The sequence below is a fragment of the Neisseria brasiliensis genome (assembly GCF_009671065.1).
Classification (GTDB): Bacteria; Pseudomonadota; Gammaproteobacteria; order Burkholderiales; family Neisseriaceae; genus Neisseria; species Neisseria brasiliensis.
This window is the reverse complement of record NZ_CP046027.1, coordinates 129,581-145,589: the sequence shown is the minus strand read 5'-3', so window position 1 is coordinate 145,589 and position 16,009 is coordinate 129,581. Positions and strand designations below refer to the sequence as shown.

The window sequence follows — 16,009 nt, the reverse complement described above, 5'->3', positions numbered from 1 at the left end:
TTTAGGCTTTAAAGCCTTTTTTTACCGCGATTTCACGCGCGGTGCATTAGGCTGGGGGCTTGGGTGTGATTTTTAGGGATTGGTTTTGACTGCCAAATCATTAGGCGACAGCCGCCACGGCTCAGCTAAACCCAAGACATGGGCGCACCACTCCGAGCAAAACCACTTATCCGGCCGGTTGCCGACGCGCAAGACCACACCAAGCGAGCCGAGCACATCGTACGACTTGCCTTGTGTCATCAGCCAAATCATCTGCAATTGGGCAGTTAACACGTCCGCTGCCGGAAGCTCAACCAAATCCCACTTACTCTCAGGCAAGCGCATAACCTTGCAGCGCACGCCGCCATCACGCAGGCTGGCGGAATAGCACTCAAACACGCCGCCACCCAAGGCCACGGCAATCTCGCAATGCGAGTAAATGCCGCGCGTGGCCTTGCGAATCACCCAATCCGCAAAGCGCATGGCCAATGCCTTAGGGCTGCGGCCTGATTTGCGGCCTTTATACAATGCTAAATAGACTTTTGCCATCAGACGGCCTCCGGCGCGGTGAACTCAATCTTGATTTTATCGAGCGCGGTAACCGTTTTAGCCGCCCCAATCTTGCTTTGCAAGGCTTGACGTTGCCCTGCCACATGGGCAGACAAGGCGGAATAGGCCAAGGCTTTGCGCAAGGCGGCGGCCTTGAGTTTGTCTGGCTCCATGCCACGCGCGGCGGCAATGCGGTCTAACACGGGCGTGGCGGCGGTGTTGTCGGCTGCCCACGCTTGCGCCTCGGCTGATTGCAGCGGCCATGTTTGCAGCTCAAAATCGGGGATGCTATCCAAATCGGCCGCCTGATTTACAAAGGCTTGCGCGGCTGCGTTAAGCTCAACCAGCTTGGCGGCTTTGGCTTGGGCAAGATTGATGGCGGGGCTGTTTTTGGCTTGCAAAATCAGCTCGCCGTTTTTATAAACGGCGGTTTGGTTGCCGCGGCCGCACCATTGCTGATATTGACTGATGCTTAATTCGGGCAGCTCGTCGATGTTGATATCGGGATACAGCTGCGCCAATGTGCGGTCGATTAAGTCAAATTCGCCGGCCTCGTTGTTGATGCTGACGCAATATCCGCTCAGTTGTGTATTAATATCAATCATTTAATAACCCTCTACTTTAATGACCATATCGATTAATTCATCACCGGTGCCAGCCCAGCGGCGCGAGTTAAACGAGACTTTATTTTTATTTGTGCCGCGAGGATTCCAGCTGTATTTATGCTCAGAGGCCTCATGTTGCCATCTTTGCGATATATTCGTATCGGTGGCGCGTACAAATTGGATTGAGGCATAACAGACTTTATTGGGCATAGCTGTCCATAAGTCGATATCTATTAATCTCCCCGCATCAGTACTCCCATCTTCAAAACCAAACCAAAGGGGCTTAGCATTCTTGATGTTAAAATACTGCACAACGCTGCCATCGGGACTGATGACCGTCTCGCCTGTGACGCGCATGGTTTGTTCGGTACGACCGGATGCTGTGCCGTTAATGGTGCGGCTGTAGCTGCGGCGGGTTGCGGTGGCCGCCTTAACAGCTTTGTCGTAGGCGGTTTTGACGCCAGCAACACTTGCCGGTGTCGTTGAGCTTCTGCTGTTGACTGCATTGCTCAATGATGATTGCAACAAAATCGGGTCATTACTGTATGCGAGCGAGCCGTCGTTTTTGAGCTGCAAAAACTTTCTTGTCTGCGTATTTTCAATATACGTATCACTAGTATTTGAGCCCAATCGGCCGGTATTATCGCCATTCGAGTTGCTGAATGTGACGCCGCCGTTGTGATATGTGCGATGATTAAATGTTTTCTCGCCGTCGATTGTTTGACTGCCGCTTGTCATGACAGCATCGCGGCCGTCAACGCGCAGCCAGCTGCCCCACGACGAAGAGAATACGCGCACATACTCGTGACCATCGATTGTTGTGTAGCGCTGCATACTGCCGCCGCTGTATGACACGACTAGTACGCCGGCACGTGCCTCCGGATAGTTGTTACTTAGAGACGCGTTTGCCGTTGCCGCTTGATAATAAAAACCTTTTGCAGTGAGGCTGTTTAGATTGTCGCTACTTGATAATGAGATGCCGCTTACAACCCAGTCTTCAATGCCGTATCCCGCCAATGTTGTTGATTTTGTGGCTTTTATTTCATTTAGTTTCTTCGCAACCGCTGCCGTTGCCGCTAAGTCCGTCGCTGTGCTTCCCAAGCCGTTATACAGTTGCACGACGCCGGCTGTTGTAGTGCTGGCTTTGTCAATCTCGTGCGTGTGCGACGTGCCGGAGACACTGTTGTTTGTCGACGCGGTGATTTTGCTCGGCGTGCCCAGCGCGATTGTGCGGTTTGCAGTCAAATTTCCGCCACCGCTTAAGCCGTTGCCTGCGGTGATGGTGGTGTTGGCGTTGGCTTTGGTATTTAACGCAGCCTCGACCGCAGACTCATTGCGACCAATGCTTTCGACCGCCTTGGCCAATTCGGTTTTGAGCCAAACTGTGCGGTTATTAATGCCCATCAGGCAAATATTGATGGGGGCGTTTAAGCCACCAATCACACTATCTCCTGGCTCAATTTGTCGGACGGAGTTTGTCCATAAATTTTGATCGATTAAATTACCCATTATTATTTATTGCTCCGAATGTAAAATCACCATTAAATTCAATTTCGCCATTCCAATACAAGGGATTGGCGCGATAATCAATATAAATAAGCTCGCATCTTATTGGTGTGATTTCGTTTAGTATGGCCTGTATTAATTTGGCTTGGCTGCCGCTAATCACTCTTTTTAAAATGATGGCGTATTTCGCCCAATCTTCCGGCTGCCCGCCAAAAATGTATTGCCCATTAAATACCGCTTTTCCATTCCATCTTAAACGTGCGACTTTTTCAATTATTTCTATCTCACCCAAACCCAAATCTCTAAACAGGTTGCGGATAACGGCGGCGGTGCCTTTTTTTTGATGTTTTTCAATATAGTTGGCAATTAAGCGGCGTTTTTCTTCTTCGGTTTGGGCAAACCTCCAGCCTTCGGCATCTGATATGCTGTTTTCCCACGCGAGCCATGGCAGCCATTCAGCTTGACACACAGCGGGATCATGCGCGTTTAAAATCACCCGCCAATCTAAGGCGGCTATCCTGTCTTCTGTGAGTCGGGCCAGGGTGTGCTGGAGGGGCGTGTTATTTGATGGGATCACGCTATTCATTTACTACCTCTCGGTCGCGGATGAATTCAACTTGAATAAATTCGTCGGCGGCGCACACGATATCGGCCGCCGGTTGCCGGAGGTTGATGCGTTTTGTGCCGATGGTATCGAGGCCGCCTATAATTTTTGAGCGAGCCAGCGATGCGGATAATCCGGCATTGTCTGCCAGTACCTCCTCTAAATCGCGCCGCTGCTGCTCTTTTACCAGCGCTTTATCCGGCCCGTCTTCAAATTCGGTTTCGTATTCGATGGTTATTTTTTTTGCGCGTGCCGCCTTAACCTCAACGGTATCGCATAGCGGGCGGCGGTCTTCGGCGGACAGATAATTTTTGACTTTGCTAAGCAGCGCGGCAGAGGGGATGCCGTCATTGCTGTAGCTTTTGATATAGACACACACGATACCGGCGGCGGCGCGCACCGGATTAGCGTCTGCGACATCATCGACATCAAGAGCGTGGGCGATATATGCGGCGCGGGGCCCTGCGGCGGCCAACTTTTCGGGATGCATTTGTATGCGTTTGCGGTATTCGGCATCGCTCTCTTTAATTTCGGGGCGCGGCGGTGTTTGGGTCTCATCGGCGGACTGGATAATTTTTCGGGCTATGCCACGACCGGCACCGATGTGATCCAGATCTGTACCTGTAGCCAATGCTAAAAACCCTGCTTTAGTTGCCTCGTTAATGCGGTGGCGGATCAGCATCTCGCTGTATGCCTGCTGCTGCAAATCAATAGTGAGCGGCTCTGATTCGAGCTCCAGTGTTTTTTCGATTGCTGGTTTGATACTGTCGGGACACAGCTCAATTAATTGTTTTTTTTTGCGCGCAAAAATTGTCTCAAAATCTAATTGCTCAATAGCATCAGGGGCAGGGAGGCGAGTCAAATCAATTTCAGCCATGGTTAAACATCCGTAATTTCAAAAGTTTCTTTCACGCCGCTGGATAAAATGACGGTTTCCAGCCAAATTTTCAGACGGCCTTGCGCGGCGGCTTCGGCATCAAAGCGCACGGATTCGATTTTGACGCGCGGCTCCCACGCGGCGATGGCGGATACGATGGCTTGCTGCAAGGCCAAAACCACCGGCGGAATCAAGGGCATATCGATTAAATCGGGCAGGATTGAGCCGTAATCCTCACGCATGATGCGGCTGCCGATGCGGGTAAATAAGATATTGTTGATGCTTTGGGCGATATGGGCTTTTAGCGAGATTTCGCGGCCTGTTTCGGCGTTGGTCATGGGTTTGGCTCTCCGGTGTTGCCGCCTGAGGTCAAATCAGGGTGGGTGTGGCTATGCAGCACCACGCCGTTGCTTGACATCGTGCCGGTATTCGTAAAGCTGCCCGTATGGTTCAGGCTGCCGGTGATGGTGGTGCCGCTGCCACCGCCACCGCTCATGCCGCCTTGATAGGTCAGCAATCCGGCCACGGTCAGCGCGCCGGTCATGTTGGTTTGCGGGGTGTCGATGGTGACGGAGGTTGCGGCGGACAGATTGGCGGTTTTCACGCCGGTAGCGGTGAGCGCGCCGGATTGGTGGTTGTAAGCCAAGCGCGCGCCATCCGGAAACTGCATGACGGTTTCATCTGGGCTGTTTGACGGGGCGGGGTATTGGCTTGAGGCCATGCCGAGCAGGACAATGCCGTTTTCGGTTTCGCCGCTCGGGCTTAACACGACACACATCTTACCGACCGATGGCAAACGCCACACGGACACACCTCCGGCGGCAGGGACGAGATAGGGCAGCCAATCGGTTTGCAAGCCGCCATGCGATACGCGCAGGCGGTTGGTTTGCGGGTCGACTTCGGCCACGGTGCCGACTTTAATGAGGTTTTCCAATTGTCGATTCATGCGACCACCCAATCACCGGCGCGACAAGCTTCGGCTTGGGCGCGGGGTTGAAAATTGGATATTGCGCAAGGCCAGCACGCCGCCGTCAAAGCGGCACAGGGCACGGCGGTAATACACGCCGCAGAAAAACAGCGGCGGGGTGATGACTTGGATAATTTCGGCATCGTGCATGGGTGTGGCCTTTATACTGATTGAGCCGCCGACTGGGGACGGCAGGCGGCGGCTCGGGGTGCCGTCTTTCCGGCTGTCATCTACAAAAAGGAACATTCAAATGGCTTTGAGTTCAGGGCTATTATTTATCGGGCGCGTGCGGGTGTAAATTTGTTGGCGGCTTGGGTGTGATTTTTAGGTTTTTGGAGGATAAAAAAGGCCGTCTGAAAGGCTTCAGACGGCTTGGTTTATTTAAGTTTGTTTAATCAGTACAAAAACATTCGGCCAGCCCATCGACATCAGCTATTTTCTGCTCTGCGACAGCCATTTTTTGCAAATCTGCATAGGAGGGGGCATTGCGGCGGAATGGCTGGCCGATTTTTTGCTCTTGCTCAATCCACCATACGGCTGCTTGCGGATTTTCGGCAATCAGCTCAATGCGCTTGGCGGTTGATTTTAAAAAGCACAAATCGCAATTGCCATGATTGGTGACGCCGTTGAGATTGGGCAGATTTAAATCAAATTCTTGCGCCTGCCAAAATTCGGCCACCTGCTCTTTGGTAATGCCCATTTTGGCGAGTGGGGCTATCCGCTCAAATGGGTCGCGATGATTATTGAGCTTTGCAACGCGGCGAGGCTCATCGGCGCGAAAACCAACGGCAACCTGCCAATTCTTCCAGCCTAAGACTTGCTGCGCATAGTATTTAATCGGGCGTATTTTTAATTCTTGGGTGCAGTAGCGCATAACGGGATTGGGCGGATAGCCCCTTAAATCCATCAATCCGGCAAACGGCTCACCCTTTCTTGAGGCCGTCTGAAAGTCGGTAATTTTCCAGCGGTGCTTTGCTTTTTCGGCAGGGCACCACTCCAGCCAAATGATGCTTACCGACCATCGTCGCGCGCATTCGTCAACAAATTTTAGTGTTTCTTCGGCCTCTTTGCCCGTATTGGCAAAGACGACTTTAATATTTTCGGGCAAGCGGCCGCCGTGTTGGTCGATGATGGTTTTTAACATCATTGCGCTGGTTCGACCGCCGCTAAAGCTGATGATTGTATTTTCGGTCATTTTTTAAATCCCCTTTGAAACCGCAGCCAAAACCTCATTATGTATATAGCTTAAATCGTCGGTATTAAAACCAACCAACTCACGCGCCGGCAGATTTTTCCTACTATTGCCGTAATGGTGCTCATAGGCGATATTTGCGGCCAATCCGCTGAAAAATCCGATAGATGCGCTCTGACTATCTGACTTAAAGCGAAGATATTTCCCGCCTTTAAGTTTTTTAAACATCCTTAGCTTTTTATTTCCGTTGCGCTTTTTTAAATAAATCCATTCATTCACATACCCCGTTGCCTCTCTGGGTTCATCCGGATGCCGCCCCTGAATCACAGGGTTACCGTTTCGGCTGACGGCCTGACGGGTAAAGGCTAACTCCAAATCTTGATCTTTGAAAAAATTAAATTTCTGCCTGATCCACAACTTTTCTCCATCCCTCAACCTCCTTAAATCCCAAGCATGGGCGCGCGGCGCATAGGCTATATGTTGAGGGTCAACGTTATCGGCGATTCTCTGCCGATTCCGCTTCTGCATTTCCCGCGCGATTTTGGCGGTCAGTTTTTTTCGTTCAGGTGCCGATAAGTTTTTTATTAGCGATTCCAAATCATCAAGATATTTATTTAATGGGTCGGCACTGTACTTTTCGCTATCTGCATCACGATACGCCATTTTAACCACCTATCTGATTGTCGTTTGGCACGCCCAATGCGGCGGCGTATTGGCCTAACGCGTCCTCGAGGTCGTATTGCGGCTCGGCTTTGGTTTTGATGTTCAGACGGCCTTTGTCATCCATGCGGACTAGGATGTTTTCGGTTAATTTGAGCTGGATTAAAACATCCCACACGTCGGAGGTGAGCGGCTCTGCCTCAAAGGTGTAGGCTTTGTTGCCGTTGGTGCCGGGATTGAGGATATCGGGCTGATTGCGTTGCAGCCAATGGATGATGGCAATATTCAGGCGGGTGAGTTTGTCTTTGGCGATTTCTTGGGCAAACAGGTTGAGGGTGTAGGCGGTTTTGTGGCTGAGGGTGCCGCGCGCGGGCTCGATTTCGCCGCCGTCGACATAAATGCGCAGGCGGTCGGGATCGGTTTTAAATTCGGGCAGGGCGGCTTGGATGGCTTCACGGAGCGCGGCGGGTTTTTCCATATTGTTCAATCTCTTCTTGGCATTCTATACAACAGCGACAGCCGATTACGGCTTGGCGGCGGGCTTCGGGGATGGGCTCGCCGCATTCTTCGCATTCGTAGGCGGAGGCGCTGTATTCGGTTTTTTCGCGCTGCTTTTTCAGCCAGTATTCGCGCTGGCGGGCTTCGAGTTCGGCGGCTTGGTCGAAAATATCAGTCATAGCTTGGGCTTTCAGACGGCCTATTGTTGACCGACACAGGCGGCGAGCGCGTTGCGGTAGGCTTGGCAGGTGTTAAAGGCGGCTTTGTACGCGACAAAGCCTTGCAGCAAGTCGGCGTGGGTGTGGATTTCGCCGACTTCGGCACGGCATTGTGGCACGGGCGGGCATGAGTGGGCAGGCGCAGGGGCGGCAGGTTTGGCGCAGCCGACCAGCAGCCACACGGTCATGAGCAGAATAAAAAATGCTTCTTTCATTTCAGACGGCCTTATGGTTGATTGAGGGCGGCGGCGACATCGGCGGGCAGGGCTTGGCTTGCCCAGCTTGGATTGCGGGCGATGGCGGCAGACACGGCAGCGGCTTGGGCGGCAGCGGCTTGATTGAGCCGCTCGACTTCGGCTTGCAGGGCTTGGGCGCGGGCGCGGCTTTGGGCTTCGGCGGCTTGGGCGGCGGCCAATTGGCTTTGCAGGGTGTCGATTTTGTCGGCACGGGCAGCGCTGATTCGGCCTTGCGCGATGGTTGAGACGGCAAGGGCAAACAACAGGGCGACGGCTAGGGCGTATAGGGTGAGTTTGGTTTTCATGGTGTTTCAGTTTGTCATTGAGGCCGTCTGAAACTTTTCAGACGGCCTTTCATTTATGGAAGGGTTTAGCCGTGGCGGAAAAACTCTTTTTGCTCGGCGGTGCGGCGGTTGCTCAAGCCTTTAATGACGCGGCCACCGGCTTTATTCCACAGGGCAAAGGCGGCGCATGCGGCTTGGTATTTGCGCTCGTTGAGGCGGCGGACAACGGTGGAGCGGGCAAAGGCGGCCACGCCGATGTTGTAACAAAGACTGACGCAGGCGTTAAATTGGGATTGGGTTAACGGCACGGTTACGACAGCTTTGACGCCGTCTTCGTAGGTTTTGATTTGGTTGGTAAATTCGGCTTGGATTTCGGAATCCAGCAAGACATCGCCCAGCTTGACGCGGCGACCGGCGCGCGCGCCAATGGTGTAGCGGATAAAGCCAATGCCGATGGTCGGGATGCGGACTGAATCGAGGTAGGCCGCATTGCGCTTGCCCTCCCACTTAGCGATAAATTGATAACCGGCATCGTCGATGTGTTTGTGTTGATTTGGGTTGGTTTGCATGGTTTTATCCTATTTTTTAACGTAATAAATGCCTTGCGGGTTAAATTTTTTCTTGCGCTTTTTCGGCGCGGGTTGCGCGGGCTGGGCCGCGGGTTGCGGCGGTGTGGGTTTATGCTCAAAGGGGTGCAGGCGGCTTAAATTGCCGCGCGCTTTGATTAAGGCTCCGGTATGCAGGGCAAGGCCGAAAATGAGCAGCCAAACGGCCACATCGGCCAATTTAAAGACGGCGGCCACAACCAAGCCCAACAGCCATAAGACGGTAAAGTAAGCGAGCCACACTGAGACGGGCTTGCGGGTTTTGCCGCGTGCGTCAAACAGCATGACGCGCAAGGCTCCGGTGGCGGCCAGCGTGATGATGGCGATGTATTGGATGTTACTCATTGGCTTCCTCCTTACTTGGGGCGGCTTCGGGTTTGCAACCAAAGCGGCCAAAGCTGATGCGGCCTGTTTCGGCGAGGTTGATCAGGCGGGTGCAGACGACAACAATCAAAGCCGAAAACAGGGCGGCGCCGGTGAACTCGTTCAGGTGCAGGGGGATGGCGCTGGGGATTGCCCAATTGACAATCTCGGCGGCACCGTTGCCGCCAAAAATACCGCTTAAAAATGAGACGGCAAACAGCCACGCTTTGCTGATGATGCTGTGTTGTTCGCGGGTCAGGATAAACAGGCTGGCGCCAACAATTGCGCCCATAGCCACGCTGGCGGGCAGATGATAGCTGCCGACGATGATGAGGGCGGTGTTGATGGCGGTGGAAATTTGTGAATCAGTCATTTTTTTAATCCCACAGATTTATTGTTTTGAGGGTCGGGACGGCTTGGGTGTCGATGGCGGGCATGACGACTTTTAAACCGGCAGGGAGCAAGACGGGATACAGGCTCAAATCGGGATTGGCTTGTAATACTTGGACGACATGGCGGGAGCTGCCGTAAAAGGCGGCGGTGAGCGAGGCCACGGTGTCGCCCTCTTTGGTGGTAATGGTGTTGATTTTTGCCATTTCAGACGGCCTTAAATCAGCTCGGCATCACAACGGCGCTGCCCCATGATGGCGGCCACGGCAAAATGCCCCTCTCGACGGTAGTCTTCGGCTTGCTGTTGTTTGGCTTCGGCGCGCTCGCCTGTTTTGCCGGTGGCATCTGCGTCAGCCCATTTTTCAAGCATAAGGGCTTTGGTGTAGCAATAGACGGCGCGGCGGTAGTGGGCAACTTGAGGGGCTTCGCCGTTGATTTTGTCGTCTTCTTCGGCGACATCGGCAAGGGCGGTAAATCCGCGCTGCTGAGCGGCCATGCGCCAGCCTTTTAATTGCCCGTTGACGTGGGCGACTGATTCAAGGGCGGTGTGGTAGAGGCGGTTTGAATTGATGTTGTTGTCAATCCGCATGACATCGCGCAGTTCTGACAGGTCGATGCGCGGCCAAAAGACGGCGCTGACGATTTCATTTTGACCGATGGATTGGCGGCCTTGGGTGTCGGTATCGGCAAAAACGAGTGACATAGCTTGCTTTCAGACGGCATGAAATAGAAAACGGCCTTTTCCGTTTGTCGCGGGCTGGCAATCGGCACAATGGCGGCATGGCAGACAGGACAGCGGCGGCCGTTCCGTGGGGGGAGACGTTACGCGGCCAATTGTTTTTTCAGGGCTTCGATGCGCTTTTTCACGCCGACATTGGCGTTGTAGCTGACGGCCTTTTCGTACAATTCGAGGGCGCGGGCGGGGGCGGCATCCTCAACACGCTCGCCGCAGGCTTTTAAAAACTTGGCGCGGATTTGGTCCATGATGTTCAACTCATGCAAGCCGGTATCGGGATTGATGGCGGTGATTTGCTCAATCAGGCGGCTGGCGGCTTGCTCGGACAATTCTGCGGCATCGTTATTGGCCAATTGCTCGGCCATCTCTTCAAACAGGCGGTCTTTCAGGTCGCGCTTAAATTCATCGGCGGCGACCATGTTTTGCGCAATGGCAAATTCAATCAGGGGCGCGGCGGTTTCCAATTCGCCAATATCGACCAGCCACAACAGGCCGGTGGTGAAAATCACGTCATCTTGATTGGCTTGGCCGCTCTCATACACTTGATTCAGCCAATCGCGATATTTTTCAATAGCTTGGCGTTTGGCGGTGATTTTATCGGGGATGCCTTTAATTTGTTTGAGCATTTGGCGGTCTTGCGCCAGTAGGTATTGCAAGCGTTGGTAAGGCTCGGCGGCGGTCAAGTCGATTTCGGCGGACTTGGCGGCCAAAATGGCTTGCTTATGGGCGCGGGCGGGTGAGGTCATGGGCTTGGCTCCGATTGAGGCCGTCTGAATGGTTCAGACGGCCTTGGCTGTTTTACTCTTCAGCGATTTTGATGTTTTCAATCAAGGCCGCCGCGCCGAACTCTTCGACCACGTAGTCGATGTTTTCGGACTGGTAGTCGGATACGCGGTCAAAGCGCGGCTCGTTAATCAGCTCGCGGCGGTGGCCGGTCTTGTGGAAATAAATCGACAAGTTCGACAGCGGGGTGATGAGCATTGTATTTTTTGGAAAATACGGCACGGCAATGGCTGTCAGGCCGCCCAAGCGTTTGCTGGCGGTGATGGCATGTGCGGCCACTTGCTCGGTGGCGGTTTGCTCGGCGGCGTTGGTGACGGCAAAGTATTTATCGCCCAGCAAGGTGCGATGGCACAGTACGACCATATCCGGCATTTCGGCAAATTCGTCATCGATCAGCTCGTTGCACGCGTCAACCACGATGGCATCAAGGTTTTTGTATTTGCCGGTCGCGCCAACGGTGACGGCTTCGGCGCTTGAACCCAAGACGTTTTCGGCTTTGCCTTCGCGCAATTGTTGCAGCCAGCCTTTTTTAATATCTTGCAGCAGCGGATTTTCTTCGGCGTTGGAATTGTCGGCGGATTTGATGCCGTTAAAACCAATGGCGATGAGGCTCAAGGCTTTTGATTTGACGATTTGACGGTTGACCAGCTCAATATAGTTATCATGCGCTGACCAGTTATCCATATCCTCATAAGTGATCATGGTGTCAAAATTGACTTTTTCGCAGCGGTATTCGCGGCCTGTCTTGGTGTGGACGGCTTTTGGTTTACGCGCCACGGTTTCGCCTTTCGGGTCGGTTTTGGTGCGGCTGGCATTCAAACCGGCACCAATACCAATGATTTCACCGGCAATATCTTTTTTCTGCACGATGTTGATTTGTTTCAAAAATGCGGAGCTTTCGCGCACTTTTTCGCGCATTTTTTGAGACACGGAAGGGCTGACGCTGAAGTTTTCGGCTGGGTTTGCCACGCCGTTGGCTTTGGCGACGGCGGCGATGTATTTTTGAATATGAGCGTGCATCTTGTTTTCCTTAAAATTCAGAGGTTTCGACAACCGTGCCGCCTAAGTGTGGGGCTTGGGCATTGACCGGTGTTTGCTCGATTTCGGCTTTAAACGCGGCAAATTCTTGCTGCAATTTGGCAAAGGCTTCAGCGGATTTTTTATTGTCGTCAACCAATTGGCTGACCACTTCGGCGGCTTGCTCAAGCTGCTTGTTCAACGCGGTAAAGTCTTGCTGCTCGGGCTGAGGGGTTTCGGGCTTGGTTTCGGTTGCCGGTGTGGCCGGTTGCTCGGGCTGAGGGGTTTCGTTTTTGGCAAACAGGGCGGCGTGCAAGGCTGCCCACAAGGTTAATTTTTTTTCAGACATTTTTTCGGCCATTTCGGTGTAGCTGGATAAGATTTGATCGCGGTCGGCAGCAAGGGAAAATTTAAGCATTGAGGTGCCGAGCGCTGCGGGGCTGTCGGTCAGGGCAAGGCCGACCAGATAGGTTTTGCCGGTGTCGGCAAAGTTTTTTTGTAATTCCATTGAGGTAAAGACTTTTTCGCGGTCTTTCATCATTTGGATGGTTTTTTCGGTTGGGTCGATGCGGGCGTAAAGTTTGGTCACGCCGTCGGCGGTTTCGGCTTTGAGTTCCAACACGCTGCCTAAGCCGCTCATTTCGCTTTTTGGGAAAAATGGGCGGTAATGCTCAACATTTAAAACGGCGGTGTAGGTGTCGGGATTGTAGGATTCTGCGGCTTGCGTCAGCATTTGCGGTTCGATTTGGCGGCCGTCGACGGTCGCGCCGGATTGGCCGATGCAAAACCATTTTTCTTGGATTTTCATTTTTTTTGCGCAAAAAATTGATTAGAACAAGCTTATTTTGCTGTTTTCTTTGGCTGATTCAATCAGGGGCGGGATTGGGTGTGATTTTTAGGTTTGTGCGGCAATGCGCGGGCTTTCAGACGGCCTGAAAATGCTGAAATGTTAAAAAAATCAGCAGCAAAATGGAAAAACGAAACCAAGTAGAGATTGCGGCGAATATTGACCCGCGCACGGTGGCGCGCAGCCTGTATTGGCAGGGCTGGCGCATTTCGGCGATTGGCCGTCATTTGGGGATTAAGCCCGCCACGGTGCACAGCTGGAAACAGCGCGAAAACTGGGACGGCGGCTCACCAATTCAGCGGGTGGCGGCTTCGGTAGAGGCGCGCTTGATTCAGTTGATTCATCTGCCGAAAAAATCAGATGGCGACTACAAGGAAATTCGCCAGCTTTCGGGCTTGATTCAGGGGGCGGCGGAAAAAATGCCGTCTGAAAAATCGGCGGCAAAACCGAGCGCGGAAAAGTTTATTGCGGATTTGACCGACAATATCCCGACCATCGACAATCCGCCGCGCGAGCGGGCGGAGCGCGGTCGAGATGCGAAAGAGCGACCGGCAGGAAAGCCGCATAAGAATTTTCTCCATCCCGACCAAATCAAGCGGATGGAGGAAATTTTTATTGAGCAAAGTTTTGGTTATCAGCGTTTTTGGAATCAGCAATATGGAAAACGCCGTTTCCGCAATTTGCTGAAGAGCCGCCAAATCGGTGCGACTTTTTATTTTGCGCGCGAGGCGTTTTTAAATTCGCTTAAAACGGGGATTAATTCCATCTTTTTGTCGGCTTCTCGGGCGCAAGCCTATTATTTTCGCCGCTATATTTTGGATTTGGCGGCGATGGTTGATGCGGAGCTTAAGGGCGGGGATGTAATTCAGCTCCACAACGGTGCGGAGCTTTATTTTTTGGGTACCAACAGCCGCACGGCGCAAGGTCGAAACGGTAATTTGTATGTGGATGAGTATTTCTGGATTGAGGACTTTGAGAATCTGCGCAAATTGGCCTCGCCGATGGCTTCGCAAGCCCATCTGAAAACGACTTATTTTTCAACGCCGTCTTATGAGGCTCATCCGGCTTATACGTTTTGGTCGGGCGAATTTTACAACAAAAACCGACCGAAAAATGAGCATATTTCGCTTGATGTTTCCCCTGCTGCTTTAAAGCATGGCCGTTTGGATCCTGATGGTCAGTTTCGCCATGTGGTGACGATTCATGACGCGCTGACGGATGGCTGCCATCTTTTCAACATTGATGATTTGCGGCGCGAATACCCGCCGCACGAATTTCGCCAGTTGTTTGAGTGCGAATTTGTGGCGGCTAAAGACGGCGTGTTTGATTTTGCGGAATTGCAAAAGTGTGGTGTGGACTCTTGGGACGCGTGGGCGGATTGGTATAAATCGTTTGCGCCTAAGCCTTGCGGTGATGCGCCGGTGTGGATTGGCTATGACCCGTCACACACGGGCGATGCGGCGGGCTTGGTAGTGGCCACTGCGCCGGTGCGTGGTCGTGATAAGTTTTGCGTGGTTCAAAAAACTTTGCTGCAAGGCGCGGATTTCGAGAGCCAAGCGGCGTTTATTCGCAATCTTTTGAGCGTTTACAACGTGCAAAAGATTGTGATTGATTCTAACGGGATTGGTGTGGCCGTTGCCGATTTGGTTAAAAAGTTTTTTCCGGGCGTGATTTGCATGACTTACACGCCGGAGATTAAGGGCTTGATGGTGCTAAAAATGCTTAACCTGCTTAAAAATCGGCGCGTTGAATGGGACGGCGGCGACATCGATATGCAGATGGCGTTTTTATCGGTGCGGCGCACGATGACGGCGAGCGGTCGACATATGACTTATGAGACGGCGCGCACAAAAGAGGCGAGCCACGGTGATTTGGCATGGGCGGCGATGATGTTGTTTTATCAGGAGCCTTTAGACGGCGTGGCGCATGGCCGCGTTGAGATTGATAGTTAAGGATTTAAATCATGAGTATTGAGACTAAAAAAACTGATGTTGAGGTGTTTTCTTGGGGCACGGATGAGCGGGTTAATTGGTTGTCTGATTTGTGGGAGTGTGTGGACAACGGGAAATATTATGAGCCGCCGATTAATTTAAATGATTTGGTGGCGCTGCTTCGCGCTGGTATCCATCACGCGAGCGCGTTGCAATGTAAGCTTAACGTGTTGACGGCGACGTTTGAGCCTACCAAATGGCTGAGCCGAGCGGAGTTTAAAAAATTGGCTTTCGGTTTTTTAGTGTTGGGCAACGGCTATTTGCAGGTTGAGCGCAACCGCCTTGGCCAGCCGCTTAAACTTAAAAACCGCTTGGGGCTTTATATGCGCCGAGCCTCTCATAAAGAGGGCTACTACTACATGCGCCGCCATGTGGTTTGTGATGATGATTTTATTCCGGCGGGTGATGTAGTGCATTTGATTCAGCCTGATTTGTCGCAAGAGGTTTACGGGGTGCCGGATTATTTGTCGGGCATGAGTTCGGCGGAGCTTAACCGCTCGGCGACCACATTCCGCCGCCGCTACTATGACAACGGCAGCCACGCGGGTTTTATTGTTTATGCCACCGACAACAACCTTAATGAGGAGGACTGGGCAAACCTCAAACAGCAATTCAAACAGGCGCAGCGAGAGGGCAATTTTAAAAATGTTTTCTTACGCTCACCAAACGGCGGGCAGGACGGTATTAAACTGATTCCGATTTCTGAAGTTGCCGCCAAAGATGAGTTTATCAATATCAAAAATACAACCGCGCAAGACATGCTGACAATTCACCGCGTGCCGCCTGCGCTGATGGGCGTGGTTCCACAAGCGGCCGGTGGTTTGGGTGACGCGCGCACGGCAGCGGAGGTATTCGCGGCCAATGAGATTGAGCCGATTCAGACGGCCTTTCTTGAGGCCAATGAGCAACTGGGCGCAGAGGTGTTTAAGTTTAAGCCGTATTCGCTGGCCGTTTCGGCTAACAAATAGCGTTTCCAACGCCCAATCGCCCTCCCAAATCCGCCTGATTTTTTCAGGCGGATTTTTTTTGCGCCCATCGCCGCCAAGTGCCACGGCGCGCGCTCCCCCTCCACGCCCGCGGGCTTAGTGTGGGTGGCATTTTT

Annotated in this window: 24 protein-coding genes; 2 read left to right on the top strand and 22 right to left on the bottom strand. The window is 52.6% G+C overall.

The window, feature by feature from the left end:
- Positions 1-72: 72 nt before the first annotated feature.
- From GJV52_RS00810 to GJV52_RS00705, 22 genes are all read right to left on the bottom strand, one after another.
- Positions 73-528, bottom strand: coding sequence for a hypothetical protein (locus tag GJV52_RS00810; protein WP_095502339.1), 456 nt, complete (start codon positions 526-528; stop codon positions 73-75).
- Positions 528-1,133, bottom strand: coding sequence for a hypothetical protein (locus GJV52_RS00805; RefSeq protein ID WP_154212834.1), 606 nt, complete (start codon positions 1,131-1,133; stop codon positions 528-530). The genes GJV52_RS00810 and GJV52_RS00805 overlap by 1 nt, the downstream gene beginning before the upstream one ends.
- Positions 1,134-2,642, bottom strand: coding sequence for a pyocin knob domain-containing protein (locus GJV52_RS00800; RefSeq protein ID WP_154212833.1), 1,509 nt, complete (start codon positions 2,640-2,642; stop codon positions 1,134-1,136).
- On the bottom strand, positions 2,635-3,225 hold the full coding sequence (locus GJV52_RS00795; RefSeq protein WP_100562977.1) for a phage tail protein I: 591 nt from the start codon (positions 3,223-3,225) through the stop codon (positions 2,635-2,637). The genes GJV52_RS00800 and GJV52_RS00795 overlap by 8 nt, the downstream gene beginning before the upstream one ends.
- A complete protein-coding gene (locus GJV52_RS00790; protein ID WP_154212832.1) occupies positions 3,218-4,120 on the bottom strand; it encodes a baseplate assembly protein in 903 nt (300 codons plus the stop codon). Before GJV52_RS00790 ends, GJV52_RS00795 begins: the two co-directional genes overlap by 8 nt.
- A gap of 2 nt (positions 4,121-4,122) precedes the next feature.
- Positions 4,123-4,458: a GPW/gp25 family protein gene (locus GJV52_RS00785; RefSeq protein ID WP_095501833.1), complete on the bottom strand. Its 336-nt coding sequence runs from the start codon at positions 4,456-4,458 to the stop codon at positions 4,123-4,125.
- Positions 4,455-5,066: a phage baseplate assembly protein V gene (locus GJV52_RS00780; RefSeq protein WP_100562978.1), complete on the bottom strand. Its 612-nt coding sequence runs from the start codon at positions 5,064-5,066 to the stop codon at positions 4,455-4,457. The genes GJV52_RS00785 and GJV52_RS00780 overlap by 4 nt, the downstream gene beginning before the upstream one ends.
- 12 nt (positions 5,067-5,078) lie before the next feature.
- Positions 5,079-5,333 carry a hypothetical protein gene (locus GJV52_RS00775; RefSeq protein ID WP_154143187.1) on the bottom strand — a complete coding sequence of 85 codons (255 nt, stop codon included), beginning with the start codon at positions 5,331-5,333 and terminating at the stop codon, positions 5,079-5,081.
- A gap of 145 nt (positions 5,334-5,478) precedes the next feature.
- Positions 5,479-6,282, bottom strand: coding sequence for a phosphoadenosine phosphosulfate reductase domain-containing protein (locus GJV52_RS00770; protein WP_095501831.1), 804 nt, complete (start codon positions 6,280-6,282; stop codon positions 5,479-5,481).
- A gap of 3 nt (positions 6,283-6,285) precedes the next feature.
- A complete protein-coding gene (locus GJV52_RS00765; protein WP_095501830.1) occupies positions 6,286-6,942 on the bottom strand; it encodes a phage virion morphogenesis protein in 657 nt (218 codons plus the stop codon).
- 1 nt (position 6,943) lies between these two features.
- On the bottom strand, positions 6,944-7,417 hold the full coding sequence (locus GJV52_RS00760; RefSeq protein WP_154212831.1) for a phage tail protein: 474 nt from the start codon (positions 7,415-7,417) through the stop codon (positions 6,944-6,946).
- Positions 7,392-7,616, bottom strand: coding sequence for a TraR/DksA family transcriptional regulator (locus GJV52_RS00755; RefSeq protein WP_095501828.1), 225 nt, complete (start codon positions 7,614-7,616; stop codon positions 7,392-7,394). The genes GJV52_RS00760 and GJV52_RS00755 overlap by 26 nt, the downstream gene beginning before the upstream one ends.
- Before the next feature lie 20 nt (positions 7,617-7,636).
- Positions 7,637-7,870: an Rz1-like lysis system protein LysC gene (gene lysC, locus GJV52_RS00750; RefSeq protein WP_095501827.1), complete on the bottom strand. Its 234-nt coding sequence runs from the start codon at positions 7,868-7,870 to the stop codon at positions 7,637-7,639.
- A gap of 11 nt (positions 7,871-7,881) precedes the next feature.
- Positions 7,882-8,196 (bottom strand): hypothetical protein, encoded by a 315-nt coding sequence (locus tag GJV52_RS00745; protein ID WP_154143186.1) that lies wholly within the window; start codon positions 8,194-8,196, stop codon positions 7,882-7,884.
- 65 nt (positions 8,197-8,261) lie between these two features.
- Positions 8,262-8,744 (bottom strand): lysozyme, encoded by a 483-nt coding sequence (locus tag GJV52_RS00740; protein WP_100562983.1) that lies wholly within the window; start codon positions 8,742-8,744, stop codon positions 8,262-8,264.
- Positions 8,745-8,753: 9 nt separating this feature from the next.
- Entirely contained in the window at positions 8,754-9,125 is a 372-nt protein-coding gene (locus GJV52_RS00735) for a phage holin family protein (protein WP_195690051.1), read from the bottom strand.
- Positions 9,118-9,516, bottom strand: a complete 399-nt coding sequence (locus GJV52_RS00730) for a putative holin (RefSeq protein WP_100562985.1) — start codon at positions 9,514-9,516, stop codon at positions 9,118-9,120. The genes GJV52_RS00735 and GJV52_RS00730 overlap by 8 nt, the downstream gene beginning before the upstream one ends.
- A gap of 4 nt (positions 9,517-9,520) precedes the next feature.
- Entirely contained in the window at positions 9,521-9,739 is a 219-nt protein-coding gene (locus GJV52_RS00725) for a tail protein X (RefSeq protein ID WP_095501823.1), read from the bottom strand.
- 11 nt (positions 9,740-9,750) lie between these two features.
- The gene (locus GJV52_RS00720; protein WP_095501822.1) at positions 9,751-10,236 is read right to left on the bottom strand and encodes a head completion/stabilization protein; all 486 of its coding nucleotides are present in this window, start codon (positions 10,234-10,236) and stop codon (positions 9,751-9,753) included.
- A 119-nt stretch (positions 10,237-10,355) separates the two neighbouring features.
- A complete protein-coding gene (gene gpM, locus GJV52_RS00715; RefSeq protein ID WP_095501821.1) occupies positions 10,356-11,015 on the bottom strand; it encodes a phage terminase small subunit in 660 nt (219 codons plus the stop codon).
- 52 nt (positions 11,016-11,067) lie between these two features.
- Entirely contained in the window at positions 11,068-12,072 is a 1,005-nt protein-coding gene (locus GJV52_RS00710) for a phage major capsid protein, P2 family (protein ID WP_095501820.1), read from the bottom strand.
- A 10-nt stretch (positions 12,073-12,082) separates the two neighbouring features.
- Positions 12,083-12,877 carry a GPO family capsid scaffolding protein gene (locus GJV52_RS00705; protein ID WP_100563021.1) on the bottom strand — a complete coding sequence of 265 codons (795 nt, stop codon included), beginning with the start codon at positions 12,875-12,877 and terminating at the stop codon, positions 12,083-12,085.
- 161 nt (positions 12,878-13,038) lie between these two features.
- On the opposite strand from GJV52_RS00705, the gene GJV52_RS00700 reads away from it, so the two are divergent.
- Complete coding sequence (locus GJV52_RS00700) at positions 13,039-14,868, top strand: terminase large subunit domain-containing protein (protein ID WP_095501819.1); 1,830 nt, start codon at positions 13,039-13,041, stop codon at positions 14,866-14,868.
- A gap of 11 nt (positions 14,869-14,879) precedes the next feature.
- On the top strand, positions 14,880-15,875 hold the full coding sequence (locus tag GJV52_RS00695) for a phage portal protein (RefSeq protein WP_095501818.1): 996 nt from the start codon (positions 14,880-14,882) through the stop codon (positions 15,873-15,875).
- The last annotated feature ends 134 nt before the right edge of the window (positions 15,876-16,009 follow it).

Bases quoted from the DNA above. Each gene is read 5' to 3' on its own strand.
- GJV52_RS00810 (WP_095502339.1), bottom strand. From the start codon at position 528: ATGGCAAAAGTCTATTTAGCATTGTATAAAGGCCGCAAATCAGGCCGC.
- GJV52_RS00805 (WP_154212834.1), bottom strand. From the start codon at position 1,133: ATGATTGATATTAATACACAACTGAGCGGATATTGCGTCAGCATCAAC.
- GJV52_RS00800 (WP_154212833.1), bottom strand. From the start codon at position 2,642: ATGGGTAATTTAATCGATCAAAATTTATGGACAAACTCCGTCCGACAA.
- GJV52_RS00795 (WP_100562977.1), bottom strand. From the start codon at position 3,225: ATGAATAGCGTGATCCCATCAAATAACACGCCCCTCCAGCACACCCTG.
- GJV52_RS00790 (WP_154212832.1), bottom strand. From the start codon at position 4,120: ATGGCTGAAATTGATTTGACTCGCCTCCCTGCCCCTGATGCTATTGAG.
- GJV52_RS00785 (WP_095501833.1), bottom strand. From the start codon at position 4,458: ATGACCAACGCCGAAACAGGCCGCGAAATCTCGCTAAAAGCCCATATC.
- GJV52_RS00780 (WP_100562978.1), bottom strand. From the start codon at position 5,066: ATGAATCGACAATTGGAAAACCTCATTAAAGTCGGCACCGTGGCCGAA.
- GJV52_RS00775 (WP_154143187.1), bottom strand. From the start codon at position 5,333: ATGTTCCTTTTTGTAGATGACAGCCGGAAAGACGGCACCCCGAGCCGC.
- GJV52_RS00770 (WP_095501831.1), bottom strand. From the start codon at position 6,282: ATGACCGAAAATACAATCATCAGCTTTAGCGGCGGTCGAACCAGCGCA.
- GJV52_RS00765 (WP_095501830.1), bottom strand. From the start codon at position 6,942: ATGGCGTATCGTGATGCAGATAGCGAAAAGTACAGTGCCGACCCATTA.
- GJV52_RS00760 (WP_154212831.1), bottom strand. From the start codon at position 7,417: ATGGAAAAACCCGCCGCGCTCCGTGAAGCCATCCAAGCCGCCCTGCCC.
- GJV52_RS00755 (WP_095501828.1), bottom strand. From the start codon at position 7,616: ATGACTGATATTTTCGACCAAGCCGCCGAACTCGAAGCCCGCCAGCGC.
- lysC (WP_095501827.1), bottom strand. From the start codon at position 7,870: ATGAAAGAAGCATTTTTTATTCTGCTCATGACCGTGTGGCTGCTGGTC.
- GJV52_RS00745 (WP_154143186.1), bottom strand. From the start codon at position 8,196: ATGAAAACCAAACTCACCCTATACGCCCTAGCCGTCGCCCTGTTGTTT.
- GJV52_RS00740 (WP_100562983.1), bottom strand. From the start codon at position 8,744: ATGCAAACCAACCCAAATCAACACAAACACATCGACGATGCCGGTTAT.
- GJV52_RS00735 (WP_195690051.1), bottom strand. From the start codon at position 9,125: ATGAGTAACATCCAATACATCGCCATCATCACGCTGGCCGCCACCGGA.
- GJV52_RS00730 (WP_100562985.1), bottom strand. From the start codon at position 9,516: ATGACTGATTCACAAATTTCCACCGCCATCAACACCGCCCTCATCATC.
- GJV52_RS00725 (WP_095501823.1), bottom strand. From the start codon at position 9,739: ATGGCAAAAATCAACACCATTACCACCAAAGAGGGCGACACCGTGGCC.
- GJV52_RS00720 (WP_095501822.1), bottom strand. From the start codon at position 10,236: ATGTCACTCGTTTTTGCCGATACCGACACCCAAGGCCGCCAATCCATC.
- gpM (WP_095501821.1), bottom strand. From the start codon at position 11,015: ATGACCTCACCCGCCCGCGCCCATAAGCAAGCCATTTTGGCCGCCAAG.
- GJV52_RS00710 (WP_095501820.1), bottom strand. From the start codon at position 12,072: ATGCACGCTCATATTCAAAAATACATCGCCGCCGTCGCCAAAGCCAAC.
- GJV52_RS00705 (WP_100563021.1), bottom strand. From the start codon at position 12,877: ATGAAAATCCAAGAAAAATGGTTTTGCATCGGCCAATCCGGCGCGACC.
- GJV52_RS00700 (WP_095501819.1), top strand. From the start codon at position 13,039: ATGGAAAAACGAAACCAAGTAGAGATTGCGGCGAATATTGACCCGCGC.
- GJV52_RS00695 (WP_095501818.1), top strand. From the start codon at position 14,880: ATGAGTATTGAGACTAAAAAAACTGATGTTGAGGTGTTTTCTTGGGGC.